This is a genomic window from Vibrio sp. S17_S38 (assembly GCF_014694375.1).
In the GTDB taxonomy this organism is placed as follows: domain Bacteria; phylum Pseudomonadota; class Gammaproteobacteria; order Enterobacterales; family Vibrionaceae; genus Vibrio.
This window is the reverse complement of sequence record NZ_JAAUWW010000012.1, coordinates 94,497-119,867: the sequence shown is the minus strand read 5'-3', so window position 1 is coordinate 119,867 and position 25,371 is coordinate 94,497. Positions and strand designations below refer to the sequence as shown.

At 40.2% G+C, this 25,371-nt stretch carries 26 protein-coding genes; 17 read left to right on the top strand and 9 right to left on the bottom strand.

Going from position 1 to position 25,371, the window contains the following annotated elements; translation table 11 throughout:
- From HC725_RS11050 to purF, 7 genes are all read left to right on the top strand, one after another.
- On the top strand, positions 1-632 hold a 632-nt coding region (locus HC725_RS11050; RefSeq protein ID WP_342365945.1), incomplete at its 5' end, for a FimV/HubP family polar landmark protein.
- A 167-nt stretch (positions 633-799) separates the two neighbouring features.
- Positions 800-1,588, top strand: coding sequence for a tRNA pseudouridine(38-40) synthase TruA (gene truA, locus HC725_RS11045; RefSeq protein WP_190331869.1), 789 nt, complete (start codon positions 800-802; stop codon positions 1,586-1,588).
- A 201-nt stretch (positions 1,589-1,789) separates the two neighbouring features.
- Positions 1,790-2,704, top strand: a complete 915-nt coding sequence (gene accD / locus HC725_RS11040) for an acetyl-CoA carboxylase, carboxyltransferase subunit beta (protein WP_190331868.1) — start codon at positions 1,790-1,792, stop codon at positions 2,702-2,704.
- A gap of 83 nt (positions 2,705-2,787) precedes the next feature.
- Positions 2,788-4,077, top strand: a complete 1,290-nt coding sequence (gene folC, locus HC725_RS11035) for a bifunctional tetrahydrofolate synthase/dihydrofolate synthase (protein WP_190331867.1) — start codon at positions 2,788-2,790, stop codon at positions 4,075-4,077.
- Entirely contained in the window at positions 4,067-4,681 is a 615-nt protein-coding gene (locus tag HC725_RS11030) for an SPOR domain-containing protein (RefSeq protein WP_190331866.1), read from the top strand. Before folC ends, HC725_RS11030 begins: the two co-directional genes overlap by 11 nt.
- 61 nt (positions 4,682-4,742) lie before the next feature.
- Entirely contained in the window at positions 4,743-5,240 is a 498-nt protein-coding gene (locus tag HC725_RS11025; protein WP_190331865.1) for a CvpA family protein, read from the top strand.
- Between the two features lie 34 nt (positions 5,241-5,274).
- Positions 5,275-6,789 carry an amidophosphoribosyltransferase gene (gene purF / locus HC725_RS11020; protein WP_190331864.1) on the top strand — a complete coding sequence of 505 codons (1,515 nt, stop codon included), beginning with the start codon at positions 5,275-5,277 and terminating at the stop codon, positions 6,787-6,789.
- Between the two features lie 182 nt (positions 6,790-6,971).
- Here the strand turns inward: purF and HC725_RS11015 are convergent, their stop codons facing one another.
- The gene (locus HC725_RS11015) at positions 6,972-7,847 is read right to left on the bottom strand and encodes a LysR family transcriptional regulator (RefSeq protein ID WP_190331863.1); all 876 of its coding nucleotides are present in this window, start codon (positions 7,845-7,847) and stop codon (positions 6,972-6,974) included.
- A gap of 320 nt (positions 7,848-8,167) precedes the next feature.
- On the opposite strand from HC725_RS11015, the gene HC725_RS11010 reads away from it, so the two are divergent.
- The 6 genes from HC725_RS11010 (at position 8,168) to recR (ending at position 14,095) form a co-directional block, all read left to right on the top strand.
- Positions 8,168-9,310, top strand: a complete 1,143-nt coding sequence (locus HC725_RS11010) for a response regulator (RefSeq protein ID WP_238928486.1) — start codon at positions 8,168-8,170, stop codon at positions 9,308-9,310.
- Positions 9,311-9,556: 246 nt separating this feature from the next.
- Positions 9,557-9,979: a DUF454 family protein gene (locus HC725_RS11005; RefSeq protein ID WP_190331875.1), complete on the top strand. Its 423-nt coding sequence runs from the start codon at positions 9,557-9,559 to the stop codon at positions 9,977-9,979.
- Between the two features lie 70 nt (positions 9,980-10,049).
- Positions 10,050-10,595, top strand: a complete 546-nt coding sequence (gene apt, locus HC725_RS11000; RefSeq protein WP_190331862.1) for an adenine phosphoribosyltransferase — start codon at positions 10,050-10,052, stop codon at positions 10,593-10,595.
- Positions 10,596-10,666: 71 nt separating this feature from the next.
- Positions 10,667-12,853, top strand: coding sequence for a DNA polymerase III subunit gamma/tau (gene dnaX / locus HC725_RS10995; protein ID WP_190331861.1), 2,187 nt, complete (start codon positions 10,667-10,669; stop codon positions 12,851-12,853).
- Positions 12,854-12,964: 111 nt separating this feature from the next.
- The gene (locus HC725_RS10990; RefSeq protein WP_190331860.1) at positions 12,965-13,294 is read left to right on the top strand and encodes a YbaB/EbfC family nucleoid-associated protein; all 330 of its coding nucleotides are present in this window, start codon (positions 12,965-12,967) and stop codon (positions 13,292-13,294) included.
- Positions 13,295-13,495: 201 nt separating this feature from the next.
- Complete coding sequence (recR, locus tag HC725_RS10985; protein ID WP_190331859.1) at positions 13,496-14,095, top strand: recombination mediator RecR; 600 nt, start codon at positions 13,496-13,498, stop codon at positions 14,093-14,095.
- Between the two features lie 17 nt (positions 14,096-14,112).
- Here the strand turns inward: recR and HC725_RS10980 are convergent, their stop codons facing one another.
- Positions 14,113-14,361, bottom strand: a complete 249-nt coding sequence (locus HC725_RS10980; protein ID WP_190331858.1) for a YkgJ family cysteine cluster protein — start codon at positions 14,359-14,361, stop codon at positions 14,113-14,115.
- A 174-nt stretch (positions 14,362-14,535) separates the two neighbouring features.
- On the opposite strand from HC725_RS10980, the gene HC725_RS10975 reads away from it, so the two are divergent.
- A complete protein-coding gene (locus tag HC725_RS10975) occupies positions 14,536-14,976 on the top strand; it encodes a YcgN family cysteine cluster protein (protein WP_190331857.1) in 441 nt (146 codons plus the stop codon).
- A gap of 132 nt (positions 14,977-15,108) precedes the next feature.
- Here the strand turns inward: HC725_RS10975 and HC725_RS10970 are convergent, their stop codons facing one another.
- The gene (locus tag HC725_RS10970) at positions 15,109-16,095 is read right to left on the bottom strand and encodes a ChaN family lipoprotein (protein WP_342365948.1); all 987 of its coding nucleotides are present in this window, start codon (positions 16,093-16,095) and stop codon (positions 15,109-15,111) included.
- Positions 16,096-16,274: 179 nt separating this feature from the next.
- Between HC725_RS10970 and HC725_RS10965 the strand changes: the two genes are divergently transcribed.
- Positions 16,275-17,006 (top strand): endonuclease, encoded by a 732-nt coding sequence (locus tag HC725_RS10965; RefSeq protein ID WP_190331856.1) that lies wholly within the window; start codon positions 16,275-16,277, stop codon positions 17,004-17,006.
- Between the two features lie 5 nt (positions 17,007-17,011).
- On the opposite strand, the gene rlmA is transcribed toward HC725_RS10965, so the two are convergent.
- From rlmA to gap, 3 genes are all read right to left on the bottom strand, one after another.
- Positions 17,012-17,842 (bottom strand): 23S rRNA (guanine(745)-N(1))-methyltransferase, encoded by an 831-nt coding sequence (gene rlmA / locus HC725_RS10960; protein ID WP_190331855.1) that lies wholly within the window; start codon positions 17,840-17,842, stop codon positions 17,012-17,014.
- Positions 17,843-18,065: 223 nt separating this feature from the next.
- Positions 18,066-18,950, bottom strand: coding sequence for a D-hexose-6-phosphate mutarotase (locus tag HC725_RS10955; protein ID WP_190331854.1), 885 nt, complete (start codon positions 18,948-18,950; stop codon positions 18,066-18,068).
- Positions 18,951-19,130: 180 nt separating this feature from the next.
- Positions 19,131-20,126 carry a type I glyceraldehyde-3-phosphate dehydrogenase gene (gene gap / locus HC725_RS10950; RefSeq protein WP_190331853.1) on the bottom strand — a complete coding sequence of 332 codons (996 nt, stop codon included), beginning with the start codon at positions 20,124-20,126 and terminating at the stop codon, positions 19,131-19,133.
- A gap of 432 nt (positions 20,127-20,558) precedes the next feature.
- Between gap and msrB the strand changes: the two genes are divergently transcribed.
- Entirely contained in the window at positions 20,559-20,942 is a 384-nt protein-coding gene (gene msrB, locus HC725_RS10945; protein WP_446751364.1) for a peptide-methionine (R)-S-oxide reductase MsrB, read from the top strand.
- A 10-nt stretch (positions 20,943-20,952) separates the two neighbouring features.
- A complete protein-coding gene (locus tag HC725_RS10940) occupies positions 20,953-21,234 on the top strand; it encodes a YeaC family protein (RefSeq protein WP_190331852.1) in 282 nt (93 codons plus the stop codon).
- 107 nt (positions 21,235-21,341) lie between these two features.
- Here HC725_RS10940 and ansA read toward each other — a convergent pair whose 3' ends face one another.
- The 3 genes from ansA to murQ form a co-directional block, all read right to left on the bottom strand.
- Positions 21,342-22,355 carry an asparaginase gene (gene ansA / locus HC725_RS10935; protein WP_190331851.1) on the bottom strand — a complete coding sequence of 338 codons (1,014 nt, stop codon included), beginning with the start codon at positions 22,353-22,355 and terminating at the stop codon, positions 21,342-21,344.
- Positions 22,356-22,781: 426 nt separating this feature from the next.
- Positions 22,782-24,245, bottom strand: a complete 1,464-nt coding sequence (gene murP, locus HC725_RS10930; protein ID WP_190331850.1) for a PTS N-acetylmuramic acid transporter subunit IIBC — start codon at positions 24,243-24,245, stop codon at positions 22,782-22,784.
- Positions 24,246-24,304: 59 nt separating this feature from the next.
- Positions 24,305-25,210 carry an N-acetylmuramic acid 6-phosphate etherase gene (gene murQ, locus HC725_RS10925; RefSeq protein ID WP_190331849.1) on the bottom strand — a complete coding sequence of 302 codons (906 nt, stop codon included), beginning with the start codon at positions 25,208-25,210 and terminating at the stop codon, positions 24,305-24,307.
- Positions 25,211-25,371: the final 161 nt, after the last annotated feature.

Below are 25,371 nucleotides of genomic sequence, written 5' to 3'. Positions count from 1 at the left end.
CAGAAACAGAAACAGAAACAGAAACAGAAACAGAAACAGAAACAGAAACAGAAACAGAAACAGAAACAGAAACAGAAACAGAAACAGAAACAGAAACAGAAACAGAAACACGAATTATATTTGATGATTCTGAGTTACCTATTTATCAAGAAAAAGAAGCTTTTGAAGATGCTGAACGTGAGCCTCAAGAGTTTGACACTAATATCATTCAAGAGTCACCAGAACCGGGTATTTATTCCTTAGATGAAACGTTACTAATAGATAATACCCAATTAGACGACGATCCCACTAAAGCTACTTCTTTAGCACTTGATGAGTTAAATTTAGAACCTAAAGAGAGAAAAATAGAGGTTTCTGAAACTCGTTCTAATAAGCCGACAGAATGGGGCGGTGTTGATGATGAACCAGATCTTGATGTTGGTTTAGATGAATTTTCTGATGTTCTCGGCAATGTAAACATGTTTGATGTTGACGAGAATAGTGAAATGAACAGTAAGCTGGACTTGGCGAAAGCTTTTATTGAGATGGATGACTTTCCTACGGCTAAAAAGCTATTAAAAGCGGTGATGAAAAGTGAAGATGAAGCTTTAAAAGCAGAGGCTGAAAAGCTTTTCTCACGCATAAAATCGTAATTGCTTCTATATTAATAGGCGTTAAAAATTGTGCCTATAGATGATCAAAGTCGGCGATTATTGGAATTGTTATAGGAAAGGTGGCCACTGAGTCACCTTTTTCTTTTCTCTATTTACCTATATACTCTGCGCCCTGTTTTTCGGTTTTAAAAAGAGTTTAAATCAAGATGCGAATTGCTTTAGGTATTGAATATGATGGTAGCCAATCGTGTGGTTGGCAAAGACAAAAAGATGTCCCTAGCGTACAAGAATATCTTGAAAAAGCGTTAACCGTTATTGCAAATCATCCAGTGGCTGTGCAATGTGCTGGGCGTACAGATACTGGTGTTCATGGAACGGGTCAAGTTGTCCATTTTGATACTACCGCTGAACGTAAATTAGTAGCATGGACAATGGGCGGAAATGTTAATTTACCTAGTTTTGTCAGTATCCGTTGGGCGAAAGTGGTTCCTGACGAATTTCATGCAAGGTTTAGCGCTACGGCCAGACGTTACCGCTATATTATCTGTAATAGTCAATTTAGACCTGCAATTATGGCATCGGGTGTCAGCCATTATCATCAAACACTTGATACTGAGAAAATGCAACAAGCCGGAAATTATTTAATTGGTGAACATGATTTTACCTCTTTTCGTGCCGCACATTGCCAAGCAGCGACGCCATGTCGAGAGATTAAACATCTTAAAATTACCCGTTTAGGCCAATATATTGTCGTTGATGTTAAAGCCAATGCTTTTCTTCATCATATGGTGCGTAATATTGTAGGTAGTTTGATTAAAGTAGGAGCCGGCGAGCAAGAGCCTAACTGGATCGAATGGCTTTTGATTCAAAAAAATCGAGCTTTAGCTGGAGCAACAGCCAAAGCGGGGGGGTTATACTTAGTGGATGTCGATTACCCCGATGCATTTGAATTACCTATAATGCCATTAGGGCCGTTATTTTTACCTTTAGATTGATAATGTAAGGTTGGTTTTTGGTTACATTGTCATTACACTAGGGCGTGCTAAATTTAAAAGGTTAAATTATGACCGATTGAAAATAGGTACAACCAGTTTTTTATCTACACTGCGGGTATTATGTGTTTTAATCTCCTCCGCATTTTTGTCAAATTCCCATCTTTCGCAATACAGCGAGGGATCTAGCTAAAAGGTCTTCCCATGAGTTGGCTTGAAAAAATTTTTACAACAACAAATCTTGTTAGTTCACGTAAAGCGTCTATTCCTGAAGGAATCTGGACCAAATGTACATCTTGTGAGCAAGTACTGTATCAAGCAGAATTAGAGCGTAACCTAGAAGTATGTCCAAAATGTGACCATCACATGAGAATGTCTGGTCGCCGCCGTTTGGAGCATTTTTTAGATGCGGGTACCCAAGTCGAAATTGGTCAAGAATTAGAACCTAAAGATAAACTGAAGTTTAAGGATTCTAAACGCTATAAAGATCGTATTACGGCAGCCCAGAAATCTAGTGGCGAAACCGATGCATTAATTGCTATGAAAGGTGAAGTTCTTGGAATGCCGATCGTTGCTTGTGCATCCGAGTTTGCGTTCATGGGCGGCTCAATGGGCTCAGTCGTTGGCGCTCGATTCGTTCGCGCAGTAGATGAAGCCATTGCTAACAATTGTGGTTTTGTATGTTTTGCTGCCAGTGGCGGTGCTCGTATGCAAGAAGCCTTGATGTCTCTAATGCAAATGTCAAAAACTAGTGCGGCGCTAGAGCGTTTGTCTCAAAAAGGATTACCGTTTATTTCTGTGATGACGGATCCAACTTTTGGTGGTGTAACAGCAAGTTTTGCCATGCTTGGTGATATTAATATTGGTGAACCTAAAGCGATCATTGGCTTTGCAGGCCGCCGAGTGATTGAGCAAACTGTTCGTGAAAACCTCCCAGAAGGCTTTCAAACTAGTGAGTTCTTACTTGAGCATGGCGCAATTGATATGATTGTTGACCGCCGTGATATGCGTCAACGCATTGGTGGTTTAGTTGCTAAGCTAACTAATTATCAATCACCATTAGTGGTTTCAGTTGATTCTGGTCCAGAGTATGAAGTTCCTGTTGCTGATAAAAAGTAATGCTATTTAATGGGGTTGCTGAATGGTGTGTAATACTGTTCGGCAATCATTGAATGAAGACTTCTCATGAGTTCAGATATTTCATGAATAAACACCCTTCACCTAAAGCCACATCACCTATGTCGATGTGGCTTTGCTATTTAGAAAATATCCATTCTAGTGCGATAGATTTAGGTCTTGAGCGTGTAGCTAAAGTTGCCCTGTCTGCGAAATTGACTAAGCCTGCACCAACGGTTATCACGGTTGCGGGCACCAATGGAAAAGGTTCCACTTGTGCTTTAATGGAAGCGATTTTGTTAGAATCTGGTTATAAGGTTGGCGTTTACAGCTCTCCCCATTTGATTGAATACAACGAACGCGTTCGTATTAATGGTCAAAATGCTGCCGATGCACTTCATACCCAAGCTTTTGACTTTATTGAAAAGGCACGGGCTGAAACCAGTCTGAGTTTCTTTGAGTTTGGCACTTTAGCCGCTTTAAGAATTTTTCAGCAACAACAAGTGGATGTGGTTCTCTTAGAAGTTGGCCTTGGCGGGCGGTTAGATGCCACAAATGTTGTTGATCATGATGTCTCTATTATTACCAGTTTGGCTATCGACCATGTTGATTGGCTAGGGGATGATATTAACGTCATTGGCTATGAAAAAGCAGGTATTTTCCGAAGCGGCAAACCGGCTATTTGTGGGCAACCACAAGCGCCAGCAACCGTTGCTGCTCACGCTGATGATATTGGTGCTAAGTTACATCAAGTTGGTTATCAATTCAGCTATCACCTTGATAGTGAAAACAGCTTACATTGGCATTGGCATTGTGGCGCATTTAGCCTAAACGATTTACCGGTCCCTAGTTTACCTCTTGCCAATGCTGCTACTGCATTAATGGCATTAAGTGTTTCAGGCCTTGAAATTAGTGATGTTGATATTGTTGCTGGTCTATCTAATGCTCAGTTAGAAGGGCGTATGCAAATATTAAGTCATGAACCTACTATTTTGTTAGACGTCGCTCATAACCCTCATTCCGCTCAATATTTAATGCAACAGCTTGAACGGCAATATCCAGATCGTATTATTCACGCAGTGGTTGCGATGTTGCACGATAAAGATATCAAGTCGACATTAAAAGAATTATCACCAGTGGTGGATTTCTGGTACTCAGCCTCATTGCATGGACCAAGAGCTGCGAGCGCTGATGAACTTTGTTTATCATTGCCAAATGGAGTGAAGAAATTTACCACTCCGACAGAAGCGTTTAAATATGCTCAAGATCAAGTCAATACGGAAGATGTATTGCTTGTGGTTGGCTCTTTCCATACTGTAGGCGAAGTGCTGAATTATTGGCAAAAAAATATAAAAAGGAGTCTAAATGGCGAGTAAGTTTCAAAGCCGTTTAATTGGTACGGTAATCTTGGTTGCAATTGGTGTGATCGTTCTTCCTGATGTATTTGATGGTCAAAAAGAGCATTACAAAGAGGAATTCGCTGCTATTCCTATTAAACCGGCTGACGAAGTCACAAAAGATGGTGAAAGTATCGATACGATAAAAACACCTGTAGAGTTGGATGTGGCTTTACCTGACGAGCCAGTGACTACAACGATAGCATCAGAAACTAAATCTAGTGCTTCTGAGAAGGTTATAGCAACAAAGCCTGTGTCTGAAAAAAAATCACCAAAACAAGTCGTGGCAAAAGCAGATCAAGTTGAAGTGCAGGCTAAGCCAGTAAGAGAAGTAAATCAATATAGTGATAGTGCATGGATTATTCAATTAGTTGCAGTGCGTAATCAAGATAATGCTAAGAAACTGGTTGCTGATTTGAAAAAGAGAGGTTACCAAGCGCATCTTAAGCCTGATGGCGGTATTTTTCGTGTGATAGTTGGTCCTGATGTTTCAAAGGATAAATTAGATAAACAAGTTGCTGAGTTACAAAAAATTACAGGCTTAAAAGGTCAGTTACAGACATTTAAGCCACTTAATCCATAAGAAAACGTTTGCGTAGCGCATTTTTCTGTTAAAATGCGCGCCAACTTAAGATGTAGATTTTATGATCTGGATAGATTTTATTATTTTAGGGGTGATCGGCTTCTCTGCTTTGATCAGCTTAGTGCGTGGTTTTGTCAAAGAAGCTTTATCTCTGATTATTTGGTGTGGCGCATTTTTTATTGCGACTCACTATTATCTTAAATTAGCAGAGTATTTTACCAATATTGACAATGAGATGGTTCGAAATGGAGCTGCATTAGCGGTTTTATTTATTGCAACATTAGTTGTAGGGGCCGTGGTTAATTATGTTATTGGTCAGCTAGTTAAGAAAACTGGTTTATCGGGTACAGATCGCGTTGTTGGTGTGGTGTTTGGTGCATTACGCGGTGTTTTGATCGTTGCCGTTGTGTTGTTCTTTATGGATGCATTTACCACATTTCCAAGTTCAGATTGGTGGAGAAACTCGCAATTGATTCCACAATTTAAAGTGATTATTGCGCCGTTTTTCGATCATATAAAACAAACTTCAAGCTTTTTATCTGGCGCGCCTCCCTTATAGGGGCGTCAGTTGTTTGCCAACCGAGGGTTAAGACATGTGTGGTATTGTTGGAATCGTAGGTGTAACGCCTGTCAATCAATCGATTTATGATGCTTTAACGGTATTACAGCACCGTGGCCAAGATGCTGCAGGTATTATTACCATAGATAGCAATCGTTTTCGTCTGCGTAAAGCCAACGGGCTCGTCAAAGATGTGTTCGAAGCAAAGCATATGCAACGCTTACAAGGAACGGTTGGCGTGGGGCATGTTCGTTACCCAACAGCGGGTAGTTCTAGTGCTTCAGAAGCTCAACCATTTTATGTGAATTCTCCTTATGGTATTACCCTTGCTCACAATGGTAATTTAACCAACGCTAATGAAATTCGTGAGTGGCTATTTGAACAAGGCCGCCGTCACGTTAATACCACATCTGACTCAGAAGTGTTATTGAACATTTTAGCTCAAGAAATCGATTTATCTGAAAGCTATCCACTGACTCCTGTTGATGTTTTTAGTGCTATCAAAAAAGTACATAAAATTGTGAAAGGCGCTTATGCTGTTTCCGCCATGATTATTGGACATGGAATGGTCGCTTTTCGTGACCCTAATGGTATCCGTCCGTTGTGCTTAGGTAAGCGGGTTGTGGGTGAACGTACCGAATATATGGTCGCTTCAGAATCGGTTGCTTTGGATGCCGTTGGCTTTGATTTTGTGCGCGATGTTGCTCCAGGTGAAGCGATTTATGCGACTTTTAATGGTGAGCTTTATACTGAGCAATGCTCTGAAAATCCAAAGTTGAACCCATGTATTTTTGAATTTGTGTATTTTGCACGTCCGGATTCATTTATTGATAAAATTTCGGTCTACAGTGCTCGTCTTGAAATGGGTAAAAAGCTGGGTGAAAAAATCAAGCGTGAATGGGACGATTTAGATATTGATGTTGTTATTCCTATTCCTGAAACCTCTTGCGATATTGCGCTAGAAATTGCTCAATTGATTGATAAGCCGTATCGCCAAGGTTTTGTGAAGAACCGCTATGTTGGCCGTACTTTTATTATGCCAGGGCAACAACAGCGTAAAAAATCCGTTCATCGTAAGCTCAATGCTATCCGTTCTGAGTTTAAGGGGAAGAATGTATTGTTGGTCGATGATTCAATTGTACGTGGTACAACGTCTGAGCAAATCATCGAAATGGCTCGTGATTCAGGCGCTAAAAAAGTCTATATGGTTTCTGCCGCACCAGAGGTTCGCTTCCCTAATGTTTATGGGATTGATATGCCAAGTGCTAACGAATTGATTGCCCATGGTCGAGACCCTGAAGAAATCAGTAAAATGATTGGTGCAGATGCACTTATGTTTCAGGATCTTGATGATTTGATCATTGCTGTAGGAGTGGGAAATCCATCAATAACAACATTTGAGACATCGGTATTTAGCGGACAATATGTTACAGGAGATATTGATCAAGCTTATCTCGATCTGATTGATACAATGCGTAATGATGATGCCAAATTAGAGCGTGAACAAGTTGATTTAGCTAATTTGGAAATGCATAACGAAGGTGCTTAGTCTCGAACTATCGTTACAATAGAAGCCTAACTTATAAAGAACCAGAGTCTGATTGATTCTGGTTTTTTTATGCCAACAAAATGGTTACCTTAGAATTACTAAAGTTCAAGCTACGTGGACATTGCAGAAAATTGAGCCTAAGTCATAAAAAGCAGTAATAGGCTCAATTTTTAATCATGGGATTAAAGCACTTCGTGGCGGGCGATAAAATCGATCAGTAAGCGCACTTTTTCAGGTTGGTGGTTTTTATGATTGTATAGCATGTATATATCTCGAGCATTTGCACTCCAATCATCAAGCACTCGCACTAAGCGTCCTTCATGCAAATAAGCTTCAATCATCACATCTGGCATTAAACTGATCCCAAGCCCGAACGAACACGCTTTGCGGACAACGTTCAATTCACTGGCCTCTAAGCGACCTTTTTCATTAATGGTTACTGATTCACCACGAGAGTTGCTCAGTTGCCATTTGACTAAAGGTAGACCCTTTAATAAAGCGTGGTGTCGAAGATCTTCAGCATGATTTAATTCTCCGCAATCCGCTAAATATTTAGGACTTGCAACTAAAACATCTTTCACCTGATTAATTTTTCGTGCAATTAAACTTGAATCACGTTGTGGACCGACACGGAAAATAACATCCCATTCAGTTGGATCTAGCTGATCCGCATGGTTAGTCATTGATAACTCAATTCGAATATCTGGATATTGCGCCATAAATTCATTGAGCATAGGCATTATCATCCGTTTAGCAGTATTCATTGGAGCTGAAATTCTCAGTTTACCTGATGCTCCACGGCATTCATCTGAAATACTTTCTGTAGTTTGAGCTAAACTTTTCAGTAGAGGTGAACATTCATCATAGAATCGTTGTCCAGCTTCTGTGAGCGATAGTTTACGAGCATTACGGTTAAGAAGGCGTAAGTTCAATCCTTCTTCTAAAGCTTGTATACGTCGTGTGATGGTGGCGACAGGAATGGCGGTTTTGCGTGATGTCGCGGTATAGCTACCATTATCAACGACTAGGCGAAATAAATTTAAATCATCAAGTTTCATATTATTGGACACTTATAGAATACCACGTTGGCATTAGTGTAACTGAAGATTGCATTTTTGAGTTGTTTAATATCAATTTATTGCATGCTTATAAAACATTACCTAGCGCTCAAGTTCAAGGTTTTCAGTTGAAGATATTTAGATTAATTACTACTTTATATAGGGTTAATGTATAGTTTCTCTATCAGTATGAATTATTTTAATTTAAAAACAGTTAGTTAAGTGTTGCCATGTCATCTCAGTAATTAAAACAGCGTGAAGAAAGATTATTATATTGCGGTGAAATATATCAATAATGCTCTGACCAAGTGGGAGGATGCATGAATAGAAGTAGTAAATCATCAAGAGGTTCTCCTAATATGCATAAATGTGTCGTTGAAATGCAAAAGATGGATTTGGTTCTAAACAGCCAAATGTCATCGATTATGTTAGTGGATGATGACCCTATTTTTAGAAGTATGATTTCTGCATTTTTAGTATCGCAACATTACGAAGTGTTAGAAACTAAAAATGGGCTAGAAGCACTTAAATTATTGCGAAATCATGTTCCTGATTTAATTGTTTGTGACCTAAATATGCCAATCATGAGCGGTATCGAACTGGTTGAAGAGGTGAGTTGGCAATTTCCTATGTTGCCTATAATTGTAGTTTCTGCCACTGAAGATATGAGCGATGTCGCGAGAGTTTTACGTTTTGGGATCAAAGACTTTTTAACGAAACCCATTACGCAGTTACAACATTTTGCTTCCGCAATTAATACTAGCTTGGAAGAATCTAAATTAAATTCATCTTTCTCTCGTGACTTTTCGAGCCAGTGGTTCAATATTGACGAGTCAGGTGAGATGCCAGAAGAGAGAGAATTGTACTGGCATTTAAACCACCTCAAAGAACATGAAGTAACTGCTCGTGATCTGCTACATGCATTGCAACCACAACGCGATACTCAGCAAGGGCGTTGGCGGTGTAGCTATCATATTTTGCAACCTTCCGAAGCAATGCCATTAGTATTTGATTATTCTTGGTTGATGGAAGGTCGATTTGCCTTTTATTTGGTAGATTCTTCTTCTAGTGAAGATAATGGAGTAGGAACGGCATTGTTAGTGCGCGCTTTATTTAATGATTTTATTCGCAGCCGAAAACATAGCCATTCCGATCTAAAAGATCTTGCAGATCAATTAGAAAAGGGGATCAGTTGTACGGATTGTGCTGGTCCCATAAATGCATTGTTTGGTATTGCGGATATGGTTGATGGAAGTTTATCAATTTTACCTGCTGGCTTGAAAAGTAACTGGATGGCAGAAGCAAGCAATCAAGCGATTGAGAGCGGGATTGAGCTAGGCAAAGGGTGTGTGAAAAATTTTGTTACCAGTGATCTCTTCATGAAGAAAGGAGGCGATTTAGTCTTAAGTGAGCTAGGGTTTCGTAGTTTTAAATTGACGATTAAAAATTTAACATGCGTTTAAGCACAAAACTGAAATAACCATACTTTTCTTCTGTTTTTGTCTAATGGATATTTTCATATAGTGTGGCTCTTTTTATAGGAGAAACCACTATGTCTGAAACGGACTTCAAAGAACCATTCAATGTTTTTTATGTGCTTGGTCTGATCGTCACTTTACTTTTACCAACTTTACCTGCGACACTGGCTTGGATACAGATATTCAACTCGTAAGTGATTGGTAAATTTAAGCCAATCAACATCTAAAAGGATATTTACTATAATTCGTAAAATTCTGCTTAATACTGTTGGTGGCTTAGCTTTACTTTTGGGTATTTTAGGCGTTTTTCTGCCTTTGCTACCAACTACGCCTTTTTTATTACTTGCTAGTGCCTGTTTTATGCGCAGTAACAAGAAGTTTCATGCGTGGATTCATAATCACCCTCAACTTGGCCCTATCATTAATAATTGGCAGCAGCGTGGCGCTGTCGCCCCTAAAGTCAAAAAACGCGGTTATATTTTATTGGCTATCAGCTTTTGCTTTTCTTTTATCATGATGCCGTATTGGTGGATGAAAGTAGGTTTAGTTGTAGGCTTCTGCGTTTTATTTTTCTGCTTTTCTCGATTGCCTGTCTACGACCCGTTATCCGATGTAATAAAAGTTAATGAGATAAAAGCAAAAGAAAATTCTTAATAAATGATTACTGTCTGTAGGTGAAATGATAAAATCTGCCACCAAGTCTTCAACCAATAAGAACTTCAATATGACTACCGATACTTTGGCATTAATCCAAAATAGCATTAAAACCATTCCAGACTACCCTAAAAAAGGGATTCTCTTTCGTGATGTTACTAGCCTAATGGAAGACCCGAAGGCTTATAAAGCAACAATTCAATTGTTAGTCGAAAAATATCAGTCAATGGGTTTTACTAAAGTGGTCGGTACAGAAGCCCGTGGATTTTTATTTGGCGCCCCTCTTGCTTTGGAATTAGGCTTAGGTTTTGTTCCTGTGCGTAAGCCGGGTAAACTTCCTCGTGAAACGGTTTCTCAATCATATGAATTAGAATATGGCACCGATGTGCTAGAAATTCATACTGATGCAATTCATGCTGGAGATAAAGTGTTAGTAGTGGACGATTTACTTGCCACGGGTGGCACAATTGAAGCGACAGTTAAGCTTATTCGTCGATTAGGTGGTGAAGTTGAGCACGCTGCTTTTGTGATTAATCTTCCAGAAATTGGTGGTGAAACGAAGCTTAAATCCTTGGGCTTAAATGTTTATAGTATTTGTGAGTTTGCAGGACATTAATCGTATCGATCACGTTGAATGTTAACCACCAATGAATTTACATCATCAAGCATAATGAACCGGAAATATTAATGAGTTATTTAGCATTAGCACGGAAATGGCGGCCTGCAAAATTTGAGCATGTGGTAGGCCAAGATCATGTGATTACCGCATTAGAAAATGCCTTAAAGCAAAATCGGCTCCATCATGCTTACTTATTTAGTGGCACAAGGGGAGTGGGGAAGACTTCTATTGGTCGCTTATTTGCTAAAGGGCTTAATTGCGAAACTGGTATTACCGATAATCCTTGTGGTGTGTGTGCTTGCTGTGTGGAAATTGACCAAGGTCGTCATGTTGATTTACTTGAAATCGATGCGGCCTCTCGTACTAAGGTCGAAGACACGCGTGAGTTGTTGGATAACGTTCAATACAAACCGGCTCGTGGTCGCTTCAAAGTGTATTTGATTGATGAAGTGCACATGCTTTCTCGTCATAGCTTCAATGCTTTACTGAAAACGCTAGAAGAGCCGCCAGAATATGTGAAGTTCTTATTGGCGACGACGGATCCTCAAAAATTACCCGTTACGATTTTATCGCGTTGCTTACAGTTTCATCTAAAACCTATTAATTCAGATCAAATCCACCAACAACTTGACTATGTGCTTGGTGAAGAAAAAATCACCTCGGAACCTCGAGCATTGAGTTTAATATCTCACGCTGCTGATGGCAGTATGCGCGATGCGTTGAGTTTGTCCGATCAAGCGATCGCGTTAGGTAATGGGCACATTGACAGCCAAACGGTTGCCAATATGCTAGGCACTCTTGATACGGAGCAAGCGATTTATTTACTGGAAGCGATTAGCAGTAAACAACCACAAGTCGCTATGGATTGTTTAGAGCAGCTTGCCGTTAATGGTATTGCATGGGACGGATTACTTAAAGAATTAAGCGTTCAACTGCATCGTATTGCTATGTATCAAGCGCTGCCAGCGACTTTAAATAAAGAACAACCAGATGCAGAACGGGTTGAGCTGTTAAGCCAATCGTTGAGCCCGCAAGATGTGCAGCTGTATTACCAGATGGCATTAAAAGGACGTGCTGATCTACCATTAGCGCCTACAGAAAAAATGGCCGCTGAAATGTTGGTATTGCGCATGTTGGCATTTCGACCAGCACCAACCGTGAGTGGAAACCCTATTACTTTGCCTCAGTCTCAGAGCATGACTTTGCCGGTGATGGAAAGTAAACCAATGTCAGTGCCTGCAGCAACTAGAGTGCCGACAGCAACAAGCACTGCTCAGCCGTCGACTCGGAAGTTTGCCCCTCAGGCAGCAGCTTCGCCTCAAGAACATCATTATAAAGCGCCGCAGCCAGCACTAAATCAAGCAGTGTCTGATCAATCAATATCTGCGCAAATTTCACCAGAGAACGTTCGAACTGGGCAACCGTTTGCTCAAACGGTGCCATCTGAACGGCCCGTTAATACAGCTCCATCATCACCACCAGAAACTGAAAATAAACCGGCATCATTGACAGGCTTACGTCATCAATTACGCAGTAAACGTGATAATTCCGTTTCTAAGGATTCAGGTTCTACCGATGTAAAAAAGACTAATGCGGCACCTGCGAATGTAACATCATCTTCCGTTCTTGAACGTATTGCCAGTAAACATACTGCGGCAGCGGCTCAAGCGGTGCAGGGGTCGCCAATTTCTTCAAATGGGACTCCAATGTCTGGTGCGGGCGAGCCTGTATCAGATGATAATAATGAGCCATATCAATGGAAATCAACGCAAATAGTTACTAATCATGCGGATAATACAGAGCTAACACCGACTCAAATTAAGCAAGCATTAGAACATGAGAAGACACCGGAGATGGTTCAAAAATTGCTTGATGAATCAGTCAAAAAAGATGCATGGACGGCGGTTATTCAACAGTTGACGACAGCTAAAATGGTTGAACAGCTTGCATTAAACTCTGTCTTCGCCAAACAAGATAATCAAATCACGTTATATTTACGTTCGGAACAAGCTCACTTAAATACAGAGCGTGCTCAAGAAGAGTTGGCAGATGCTCTCTCACAGCATTTTCAACAAGCTTGTGAACTCAAAGTTATTATCGATGAAAAGGGTGTTACACCTTTAGAATTAAGAGAAAGTTTGTATCAAGACAAACTGCAACAGGCTTTCACCAGCTTGCAAGACGATCCTAATGTGCAGTTTTTACAAAAACGTTTTGGTGCACAATTGGAAACGAGTAGCGTTCGCCCTGTGTGATCGGTAATCGGTTGGGTCAGTACGAGCAAGAAACTTATTCTATTGGGTTGAAATACGTTATTTTTGACCCAACTATATTTCTATATTCAACATTATAAACGAGAGATGACTATGTTTGGTAAAGGTGGAATGGGCAACATGATGAAGCAAGCTCAGCAAATGCAAGAGCGTATGCAAAAGCTTCAAGAAGAAATTGCCAATATGGAAATCGTTGGTGAATCTGGTGCAGGGCTTGTAAAAGTAACCATTACAGGTAGCCACAGTGTTCGTCGTGTTGAGATCGACCCAAGCTTGATGGAAGATGATAAAGATATGCTTGAAGATCTGATTGCAGCCGCTTTTAATGATGCAGCGCGCCGTATTGAAGAAACACAAAAAGAAAAAATGGCTGGCGTAACTGGTGGGATGCAATTGCCACCTGGTATGAAAATGCCATTTTAAGCGATAGATTCATTTTAAGTTATAGGTTCATTTTGTTATAAAAAAGCAAAGCCACTAGCGCTTTGCTTTTTTAATTTAGATTATACCCACAATAATTGAAGCGGCCGTTAGTCGTACATTTTTGCTTATAAGAAGCAACGGTGCTACTTCAAGTGAGACAGTATAGAATGATCAACTTTAGTTCATATGTAGAGAGAGCCAATGCGCACAAGTAGTATGCTGGAACAATTAATGGAAGCTCTTCGTTGCTTACCGGGAGTCGGCCCAAAATCTGCTCAACGTATGGCTTTTCACTTACTGCAACGTAATCGTAAAGGCGGCTTGCAACTGGCTGAAGCCTTATCTCAAGCGATGACAGAAATTGGTCATTGCTCACAGTGCAGAACCTTCACGGAGCAAGATACTTGTCATATATGCACTAATCCTAAGCGCCAAGTAAATGGCCAAATGTGCGTAGTCGAAACGCCAGCAGATATTGCCGCTATTGAAGCAACAGGGCAGTTTTCCGGGCGATATTTCGTCTTAATGGGGCACTTGTCGCCACTTGATGGGATTGGGCCAAGCGATATTGGATTAGATTTACTCGATTATCGACTTGCTCAAGGTGATATCACTGAAGTGATCTTAGCCACGAACCCAACAGTAGAAGGTGAAGCGACCGCTCATTATATTGCGCAGCTTTGCAAGGCTCACGAAGTAAATGCGAGTCGAATTGCACATGGTGTCCCTATGGGCGGAGAGCTTGAGTTGGTCGATGGAACTACATTATCGCATTCGTTATTAGGCAGATTAAAGCTGTAGTGGCCGTTACGTTAATATTATGTCAGGAGCTCTAATTCAGTAATGATTTGAATTGCTTGTATAGAATCATTGCCGCAAATTTCTTTATCCGCTTTAAATTGATGGCAAACAGCAGGGCGTTCAGGTTGTCCAAATAGCTGACATAAGTTATCGTCATTTAATTGAACACAGCGTACACCCGCCGGTTTACCCTTAGGCATTCCGGGAATAGAGGATGATATGCTAGGAGCGATACAACAGGCTCCACAGCCTAAGCGACAATCCATTTTCTTATACCTGAATCAATAAAACTGGGCGCAGATAGTAGCAAAAGAGGGCAAGTTAACCTAGCCTAACTTGATGTTTACAACAAATGAGCGTATAAAACGCAGCCTCTCTATTATTTAAGAATATCTTGGATCAGGTTACATACTTGAATCCTTAGTTTACAGGCAACTAGCATGACAACTCCATTCTGGCAAAGTAAAACCCTACAACAAATGACCGAGCAAGAGTGGGAATCTCTGTGTGATGGTTGTGGTAAATGTTGTTTGCATAAGTTGATGGATGAAGACAGCGATGAAGTGTATTACACCAATGTTGCTTGTAGTTGGTTGAATAGTAAGACCTGTGGTTGTAAAGATTATCCTAATCGTTTTGAATCTGGTGAAGAGTGCCTGAAATTAACGCGCGATAAAATTGATGAGTTTAATTGGCTACCAGAAACGTGTTCATACCGCTTATTAGCTGAAAATAAACCACTTCCTGAATGGCATCCATTAATCACAGGATCAAAATCTGCCATGCACGCTGCGGGTGAAAGTGTGCGTAATAAAGTGGTATATGAAATTGATGTAATAGATTGGGAATCGCACATTTTGAATCACCCTAACCGCAAGTAAGTAGAATCAAGGTTTATAAAGGGTTTGTTCTTGTCGGAGAGCTAATCAGAATTAATAAAAAACCATATAATTAAAATATGTAGCCAATTTGTTGCCGTTAGCTTATATCAAGTTAACGGCATTTTTATTGGGTCATTTAGTAGGCTGGTTCGCTCTACAATCAAGGTTGTTACTGCGTTTTCCAAGGGTTTTGTATGCTGCCATGCGATTATCTGCTTTGACAAATCGGGTGGGTGGGGCAAGAACCTGCAATTGATAGTCTGGTGAGTCGGGCACCATTTTATCACTTGGAGTAATGACTAGAATTTTCAATTTAGGATTAAGACGTAGAATTGCTGCAGCAGTTCCGAGCCCTCCTTCTGTATGAAACATGCCAGCAATATGCATAACTTGTTTCGTTGGATATTGAGCCAAGTAATCGACGATACTTTCAGCCATTGTTTCATCCCAAGTTGCTTGCGCAGCATATTGCTTTTCATTTTGATCAGCGTTGCCATGATGCATGGATGACATGAATTTTTGTTTATATGGAGTGTCAGCCGTTGAAATGTTTTTTGCGACCAGCGCACGTCGGTCTTGAGTCTGATTGTCTAAATAGCTTAAACCTTGTTTTGCTATACATTGCACCATTACTTTAGGTGCATTAGACGCAATGATATCAATGTGATTAGATTTGGCTAATTCAACTAAAGGTCGATAATCACTTTCATAATTTGGCCAAGCATTACCATTATTGATAAGTGCTTGCTCGCCAATTTCTCCACGCACATATTCATCCACTACCGCTTGTTTATCGCGACTAAATTGCTCCATTGATAACGCCACATCACGGGGTTGTTTTATTAAAGTTTGCAATAATTGAGTTTGAAATCGATGTACTCCCGAATGAGTGTGCCATTCGCCAACTAAAATAACATCTGCCTTTTGAGCCTGCTCTGCAAAAGAATTGAGACTAATTACTTGTCCAGTTTTTGAATATAACTGGAAGTCATAAAAGCTGCTTATTTGAGATGTTTCAGCCGCAGATGATTGATTATCTGATGAAGATTGAGGAGCAGCAGAGCAACCAACAAGTAAGCTCAAACTTAATAATCCTAATATGCATTTAGATGATTTTATTTTACCCACGATGGTATTTCCTTGCTCTGTGGTAGATGTCTAAATCGAGATCAGAGCTTATCCAATATTTCAGTTAATGGCAATGAATGATAATTATTATCAATTGATGGTTTTGATTTTATAAGTATTAGTAAAGCATTAAAAAGTCATTACAATAGGAGGGAAATAAGGATCTAAATATGAAATTATTGCTTTCCGTTGTCGCGCTCACATTTCCTGCGATGGCTTTTGCTTCTCCTAATACTAGTATTGATTCATTTTCTAAAGCTAAGCGCTTATTGATGAGTGAAGTCTATAATCAAAATACTGTTCGTCGTACGGTCTATTGTGATATTCCCTTTAATGCCAAAAAGCAGACTCAACTTCCATCAAGTTTTGATGATTCTTTGTATGTAAAGCGATCTCAACGGATTGAGTTTGAACACATTGTTCCTGCGGAAAATTTTGGTCGTAGTTTTAAAGAATGGCGAGAAGGCGATGCGCAATGTGTATCAAAAGGAAAGCCGTTTAAAGGTCGTAAATGTGCCACCAAAGCGAGTAAAGATTTTCGTTTGATGCAAGCCGATGGCTACAATTTATATGCTGCAGTAGGCTCAGTTAATGCTTATCGTTCGAACTATAATTTCCAAATGTTATCAGGCACAAAAAGTGATTTTGGTTCGTGTGATTTTCATGTCGACAATCGTAAAGCGCAACCACCGGAGCATGCTCGTGGTTTGATTGCTCGTACTTATCTTTATTTTGATACGACGTATCCAAGTTTTAAGATTAGTAAACAGCAGAGACAACTTTTTACCGCTTGGGATAAGCGATATCCAGTGACAAAGTTTGAATGCGATAAAGCCAAAATTGTTGAAAAATATCAGCATAATACTAATTCAATTTTGGCTGACCGTTGCTTAAAGCAATAGAGTAGTTAAGCGGTTGCTTTTTGGTATACTCGTAACATAAAATCCGCTTCGCAATTAAATTGTGTAGCGGTTTTTAATTGAGCCCGTAAGGCTTCATTGGCTTTCCATGCAAAAGGAGTCATTTGTAGTAAGTCATCCGCTTGTTCACCGTTTAATATCATTTCATAGCTTAATTTAGATTCTTCGATTAATTCAAATCCTTCTATGATTTCTGCCACTTCATCGTGTAAGCGTACTTCAAGATAAACAAGTTCTCTAAGTTGATACAAATGACGTGCAGCGGGCGTGACGGTAATAACCACACCTGAAGATGTTAATACTCTTTCAAGCTCTTGTGCCTGACATGGGGCATAAATCTTAACTACAGCATCAAGACTATTATCTGCGAAAGGAAGGCGATGGCTAGAGGCGACACAAAATTGCATATTTTGGGTACTATAACGTTTGGCTGCATATCGAATAGCGACTTTTGATATATCCAAACCATAGCATGTCGCTTGATCTGATTCTGATGTGATTTGTTCAGCTAAATAAGCGGTGTAATAACCTTCGCCACAACCAATGTCCAATACTTGGAAAGATGTATTTCTAGTATGTTTTAAGCAAAGTTGAGTCATTGCTTCACGCATCGGATGGTAACTATCTGATGCTAGGAAACGACGGCGAGCTTGCATCATATCAACATTGTCACCCGGTTGCTTTGAGCGTTTATGTTGCACAGGCATCAAATTGACATAGCCTTCTTTGGCGTTATCAAACTGGTGGTTATTGTCGCATTGAAAACCGCCAGTACGAGCGATAAGAGTATGGTGGCAAAGTGGACATTGGTAAGACATAGCTATTGATATCGTCGTTTTTGAGTGAAAGGGTATTCTAGTGAGTTTTAGTGGTTTTTAAAGGAATATTTATAACAGATAGTAAGCCGTAGTGAGTGTGCTTTGCTGTGAGAGCCGAAAAGTAGATCATCTAAAGCAAGGGAAGTGACCTATTCATTTTTCAGATGTTGCTTTTTAAATCTTTCGGCTCTCTAATCTTATCACTCGGATCTTACTTTTCGCTTTATACTTTGAGTCCAATCTCAGTGACCAGCTCATGGCTTTCACCTGGTTGAAGAATATTACCTTCTTCAAGATGAGTCGCATGAATCGTCGATTCTACGCATACCATGGTTTGGTATCCATCATCATTCATATCAGCCATGCTAATTGCCAGTTCCCATGGATTCCAAATAACGGCTGAGTTTTCACCTTGATTTTTTACGGTAATTTCTCGTTTATTTTGAGGGTCGGAAATGTTGATACAGGCTTCAGGCTGAGTGTAAACACGGTCAACACCGGCTTTGAAACTTAATGCGGTTCCGCCTAAGCAAGCTTTACCATTTTGTAAACTATCGGTGTAATGCTCACCCATACCAGTAATCTTGGTTTGATTAATATCCGCGATATTGAAATAGCTGTGAAGTGCACCAGAAAAATTCCATGCTTTGTCATCAGTATTGGTAGAAACCAGAGTTACTTTCAGAGTGTCAGAAACTTCTACGTTAAGTACCAGATCAAATTGATACGGCCAAACTTCTAGCGTATTTTCGTTTGGTAGAAGACCAAGGCTAACGATAACACCGTGCTCATTCTCTTTATGCTCTATTAGTCTCCATTCGCTTGAACGTGCAAATCCATGACCAGGATTAGAGACTCGACCAAACCAAGGCCAACAAACTGGAATACCACCACGTAATGGTGTCTTGCCGTCAAAAATAGCGCTGTTACTCATCCAAATAAGATCAGGCTGGTTCGTTGGTTTAAAAGACAGGACGTGACCACCGAAAAGCGAGATAGCAGCTTCGGCTTTATCATGTTGAACATGAATAATTTTGATGCCTTCTTTTTGTACGATAGTGACACAATTGGATAGGGCATTGATGACAGGGAGTTCGGTTAAATTCATAGAAATATTCCTCGTAACGTGTGGCTCATTATTCGAGTTTATTTCTCAAAGATGTTTGCTGTTCGAGAAACGAATATCGATATACCGAGTCAGTTAAAAACTAAAAAAGGCGACACAAGGGTCGCCTTTCACTAGCTTGTCTTCAAAAGAAGATCTTTCAAAGAAAGTCTATGCTAATGCTTACTTAGAAATGTGAGCGATTAGGTCTAGAACTTTGTTTGAATAGCCGATTTCGTTGTCGTACCAAGATACAACTTTAACGAAGTTGTCGTTAAGTGCGATACCAGCAGCAGCATCAAATACTGAAGTTTGAGTTTCGCCGATGAAATCTTGAGAAACAACAGCATCTTCAGTGTAACCAAGGATACCTTTAAGCTCGCCTTCTGATGCTTCTTTCATAGCAGCACAGATAGTTGCGTAAGATGCACCGTTTTTAAGGTTAACAGTTAAGTCAACAACAGAAACGTTAGCAGTTGGTACGCGGAAAGCCATACCAGTTAGTTTGCCGTTTACTTCAGGAAGTACAACACCTACTGCTTTAGCTGCGCCAGTTGAAGATGGGATGATGTTTTGAGAAGCACCACGACCACCACGCCAGTCTTTTGCAGAAGGGCCATCTACAGTTTTTTGAGTTGCTGTAGTTGCGTGAACTGTAGTCATAAGACCAGATTCGATACCGAACTTGTCGTTAAGAACTTTAGCGATTGGTGCTAGGCAGTTAGTAGTACAAGAAGCGTTAGATACGATATCTTGACCAGCGTAAGTTGCGTGGTTCACACCCATAACGAACATTGGAGTTGCGTCTTTAGATGGACCAGTTAGTACAACTTTCTTAGCACCAGCTGTGATGTGTTTACGAGCTGTTTCGTCAGTTAAGAAAAGACCAGTTGCTTCAGCTACAACGTCAACGTTGATAGCATCCCATTTTAGATCTTCAGGATTACGCTCAGCAGTTACACGAACAGTTTTGCCGTTTACTACTAGGTTACCGTCTTTAACTTCAACAGTGCCGTTGAAACGACCGTGAGTTGAATCGTACTTAAGCATGTATGCCATGTACTCAACGTCGATTAGGTCATTGATGCCTACAACTTCGATGTTGTCACGCTCAACAGATGCACGGAAAACGAAACGTCCAATACGGCCAAAACCGTTAATACCAACTTTGATAGTCATTAGTAGTTGCTCCACAACTTAAATTTCAGATTAAAGATAACTGGTAGTAAAATTACAGAACCCAGTTCTTTCCTGCAAGGAATAATCGGCCTTAACTTGTTTAAAGTCAAAAAAAAGAGTTACTTTCTTTCTAACTTCGCATAAATCGACCAAATTACCTCCATTCTTTTATTTACTAAAGCTCAAGGCTTTATTACAAGTCTGTACATATTCATGGTGTTGATACAAATCATACATCAATGTGACTCAAGTCACCATATCCGTTAGACAGAAAATATGTGCCACATTGTTGTGAGAGAGCAAGTTTTTGTTTAATAGATTCGATGATAGACTTGGGTTATTAGCATTTTTATTTTGGTTAACATTTTTATAGGTATATCTGGCTCTAATTTCTATATGAGCGAGATGTTGCGGATTGCTGAAAGGATATTTATGGAAAAAACAAATCAAGAATGGCAGGCAGAACTTAGCGATGAACAATATCGAGTATGTCGTGAAGGTGGAACCGAAGCCCCATATTCAGGAACATTGCTACACAATAAAGAGACAGGTATTTATCAATGTACTTGTTGTCAGGCCGATTTATTTCGATCAGAAGATAAGTTTGACTCTGGTTGTGGCTGGCCAAGTTTTGATGCGGCTATTAATAAAGATGCGGTTAAGTACTTGAAAGATACTAGCCATGGGATGCATCGTATCGAAATTCGGTGCGCTAATTGTGAGAGTCATCTTGGCCACGTCTTTCAAGATGGGCCGATTGATACAACTGGTCAACGGTTTTGCGTCAACTCCGTCTCTTTGAGTTTTAATCAATAAGGATTTAGATATGAATGTTGAGCAGCTATTAAATGCGATGACACCTGAAGTATATGACAGACTTAATTATGCGATTGAAACTGGCCGTTGGTTAGATGGTACCCCGATTTCTAAAGAGCTACGTGATTCTTGTATGCAAGCGGTGATGTTATACCAATCAAAAAATAACCATGACCCTCAACATATGAGTGTGGCTGCTGGTGGTGAAGTGACATTTAAATCAAAAGCCGAATTGAAAAAGCAATTTTCTGAAGGTCAAGAAGATATTGTTCGAGTAAAAGTGACGCATTAAAATTCCGGAAATAAAAGATAAAGCGATGAATGTGATTATCGCTTTATCTTTTCAAGTCGCGGACTAATTTTTAATAAAAGATAAGAATTAGCATACTGATTGTGTCTTTATAAACTCATTTCTCCACGCAATACTTGTTTCATCTGTACTTTAATTTCTTCGTAGCTTAAGTTCTTACTTAGTAGATAGTGTAATTTAGCTAATGCCGCTTCGTGCGTCATATCGTAACCGCTGATCACACCAGCTTCAGCTAAAGAAACGCCGGTCGCATAACCATCCATATTCACTTTTCCAGCTAGACATTGGGTTAGATTCATCACAATTACACCACGTTCAGATGCTTCTTTTAAATGCGCTAGCATGTCTTTATTTTGTGGTGCGTTACCAACGCCAAAAGTAAGCAAAATCATCGCATTTACTGGTTGTCGAAGCGTATTTCGAATAACTTCATGAGAGATACCAGGATACATGGTGATCACGCCAATAGGTTGGGGCGTAATAGTGTGAACTTTGAATTCACCATTTGGTTTTTTATTGATTAGCTCTGGATTACTGACTTGTATGCTAATCCCAGCCTCAAGCAATACCGGTAAGTTTGGTGAGCTAAATGCACTAAATCCATCGGCGCGAGATTTAGTACTGCGATTGCCTCTCATCAGTTGGTTATTAAAAAATAACGTAACTTCATTGATGGGGTAATTTGCAGCAATGTGTAGTGCATTTAAAAGGTTTGCTTGGCCGTCAGATCGTAATTCAGCCAGCGGAATTTGAGAGCCGGTAACAATGACTGGTTTGCCTAAGTTTTCGAACATAAACGATAATGCTGATGCGGTATACGCCATGGTATCCGTGCCATGCAGAATCACAAAACCGTCATATTTATCGTAGTTAGCATAAATATCATCAGCGATATGTTGCCAATCATTTGGCGTCATATCCGATGAATCCATCAAAGGCGAATATTCATGCACTGTGAATAAAGGCATTTCTTCACGGTGGAATTCAGGCATAGCTTCAAGCTGTTGAGTCATAAAACCATCGGCAGGAATATAGCCATGTGATGATCGTTTCATGCCAATTGTGCCGCCAGTGTAGGCCACGTAAATATGTTTTCTTGTCATAGTTAAAACTCTTGCCATCGCGAAGCTGGAAACTTTAGCGATATAGTGTGGATAGGAACAGACGGCAAGTATATACCTTCTTACTTGAAGTTACAGTCCTTTGAAATGAAGGGGTTGTCATATAGAAAAGAAAATTCCCCTGCAACATCACAAAGTGGCAGGGGAAGCTATGGCAAGCAAGTTCGGGGGGACTTTTTCGAATTAAAGAACTATCTTTAATATAAAAAAGCTATGTCGGTTTATATCCGATCGAATTATAGTTTTCAGTTCTTATACTCGCCTTACTTGAAGCTGCAGTTTTGTTCTTTACAAACAATAGTTGGCTACGTTCACTCACCCCAATTACATAGACTAGCTAAGCTCATGGGGCTTCGTTTCTGCAACTTCAATTACTTCGAGTATTTGGTAGTTTCGAAGTCCTACGTATTAACTTAAATCAACATTTTTAGTGCCAAAGAAATAAGTCACGATGAAGCCAACACCATAACTTATCAATAGACCAGCCCCATAAACCATCATAGCTGGGAATATACCACTATCTGACGTCATGAGTGGTAATGACACAATTCCGGATGGACCAAATACAGTATTTAAACCCACAGGCAAACCTAAATAAGAAACTAATCCGATAAAGAAACCACCCGCAGCGCCGCCAATACAAGCCGTCACAAATGGTTTAACTCGAGGTAGCGTTACGCCGTAAATTAATGGCTCACCAATACCTAAAATACCCGGGATAATAGAACCTTTAACTTGAACTCGCAGTAAAGAATCCTTCTTCGCTTTGACATAAAGTGCAGCTGCAGCACCAACTTGACCACCACCAGCCATCGCTAGAATTGGAAATAATGAGTTAAAGCCTTGAGTCTCCATCAATGCAAAATAAACGGGTACAAAGCCTTGGTGGATACCAAACATCACAGAGATTAAGAACAAACCCGCTAAAATGGCAGAACCAACAGGGTTGCCGTTAAGGTTTAAGAACAACCATGACATACCTTGGAATAAATAGCCGCCTAAAGGCATGATGACAATGAAAGTGACCGCACCCATAAATAATAGCGTCAAGCTAGACGTTAGAATCATATCAAGATCATCAGGCATATATCTTCGGATAAAACGTTCAACCGATGCACCTAAAATTGAAGCTATTAACACGCCAATAATGTTGCCTCGAGGATCAATGGTGTGGCCGAAGAAATCCGTCATTCCTGAATAAATACCAGAAGTGGCGTCTGGGTTATAACCTAGTACAAATAATGAGGCGATGATTGCCCCATTGACGCCTGAACCACCAAAGGCTTTTTGGGCGTTATAGCCAATTAAAATACTTAAGAAACTAAATAACCCTTTGCCAAAGACCTTAAAATACCCAACAAGATCGACTAGAAACAGATTTGGATTGGTTTGTCCGGTTAGGTAAACCTGTTCTAAAACGGTGGCGATACCAAGGAGCATACCAGCGGCAATAAACCCAGGAATAAGAGGCGTAAAAATGGTAGCAAACTTACTGAGAAAGCGTTGGATGCCACTGGTTTGCTTTGCCTTCATTTGTTTCTTCTGATCAGAGGCAATGTCTTTTAAATCTGGATTATTTTCTTGGTGACTTTGGTGAGAAGAAGCACCGTCACTTTCTTGCGATAAACTGATATTCATCATTTCTGCGGCCGTTTGCGCTTTTCCTGGCCCCAGAACTATTTGCAATTGTTCGTCACTTTCGACCAGTCCCATGACTCCGCCAACACGTTTTAAGTCATCGACTTGAACTAAATTGTTATTTTTTAGCGTTAAACGTAAACGTGTCATGCAGTTACCTGCAAGCGCTATGTTTGATTTACCACCGACCAATTCAATTATTGAATCAATCATAGGTTGGGTGATTTTAGCCATGTTTGTACCTATAAATTTGATGAGATATCCAGCTTAAGTGATGTGTATCATTACTTAATTTATGCGTTATCTTGGATTGCATGACGAGTAAAGCCATTTGATTTGGCCAATAATCGTGTCGCTTGCTGAGCATCCGATTGTGTGAGGATCATGACAATGGCTGTTTTACAGTGGCCGTTGCATTGTTGTAGCGCAGCTTCTGCTGTATCACGGTCGCACTCTGTTGCCGCGATCACGATATTTTTTTGACGCTCAACTAATTTTGCATTGGTAGCCTCAACATCAACCATCAAGTTTCCATAGACTTTGCCTGTTTTAATCATGGCGCCAGTGGTTAACATATTTAAGACAAGTTTTTGAGCTGTGCCCGCTTTCATGCGAGAGGAGCCTGTCACGATTTCTGCACCAACAATTGGAGTAATGGCAATATCTGCTGCTTGAGTCATTGGGCTCACTGGGTTACAACTTACCGAAATAACCGCGCCACCTTGGCTGCGAGCATATTCCATCGCGCCTAAAACATAAGGTGTACGTCCGCTAGCGGCGATGCCAACTAAGACGTCATTTTCACCAAAGTTAATGCCTTTTAAATCTTGTGCGCCAAGTTCACGATTATCTTCAGCATTCTCGACAGCTTTTAAAATAGCTGTTTTGCCACCAGCAATAAGGCCAACCACTTTTGATGGGTCTGAACCGTAAGTTGGGGGACATTCACTGGCATCTAAAATACCAAGGCGACCAGATGTCCCAGCTCCGATGTAAATAAGGCGACCGCCATGATTAAACGCATGTGCAATAAGATCGACCGTTTTTGCAATATCAGGCAGTGCTTTTTCGACGGCTAGAGGGACTTTCTTATCTTCATTGTTGATCACTGTTAGCATTTCTAAAGTACTAAGTGCATCAATGTTTGCGCTGACAGGGTTACGGCTTTCGGTGACAAGTTGAGTTAAGTCGATTTTCATAATGTTTCTCTGCTAATATCGGTTCGGAATAGAATAATGAATAAATTATTCCAATGTAGTGATCGATGTCTCATAATAAATTATTCCAATTCAGGAATAACACGAATAGAATAGAAGGCAACTTGATTTACGGGTAGCAATCAATGCCCAGATATTTATGC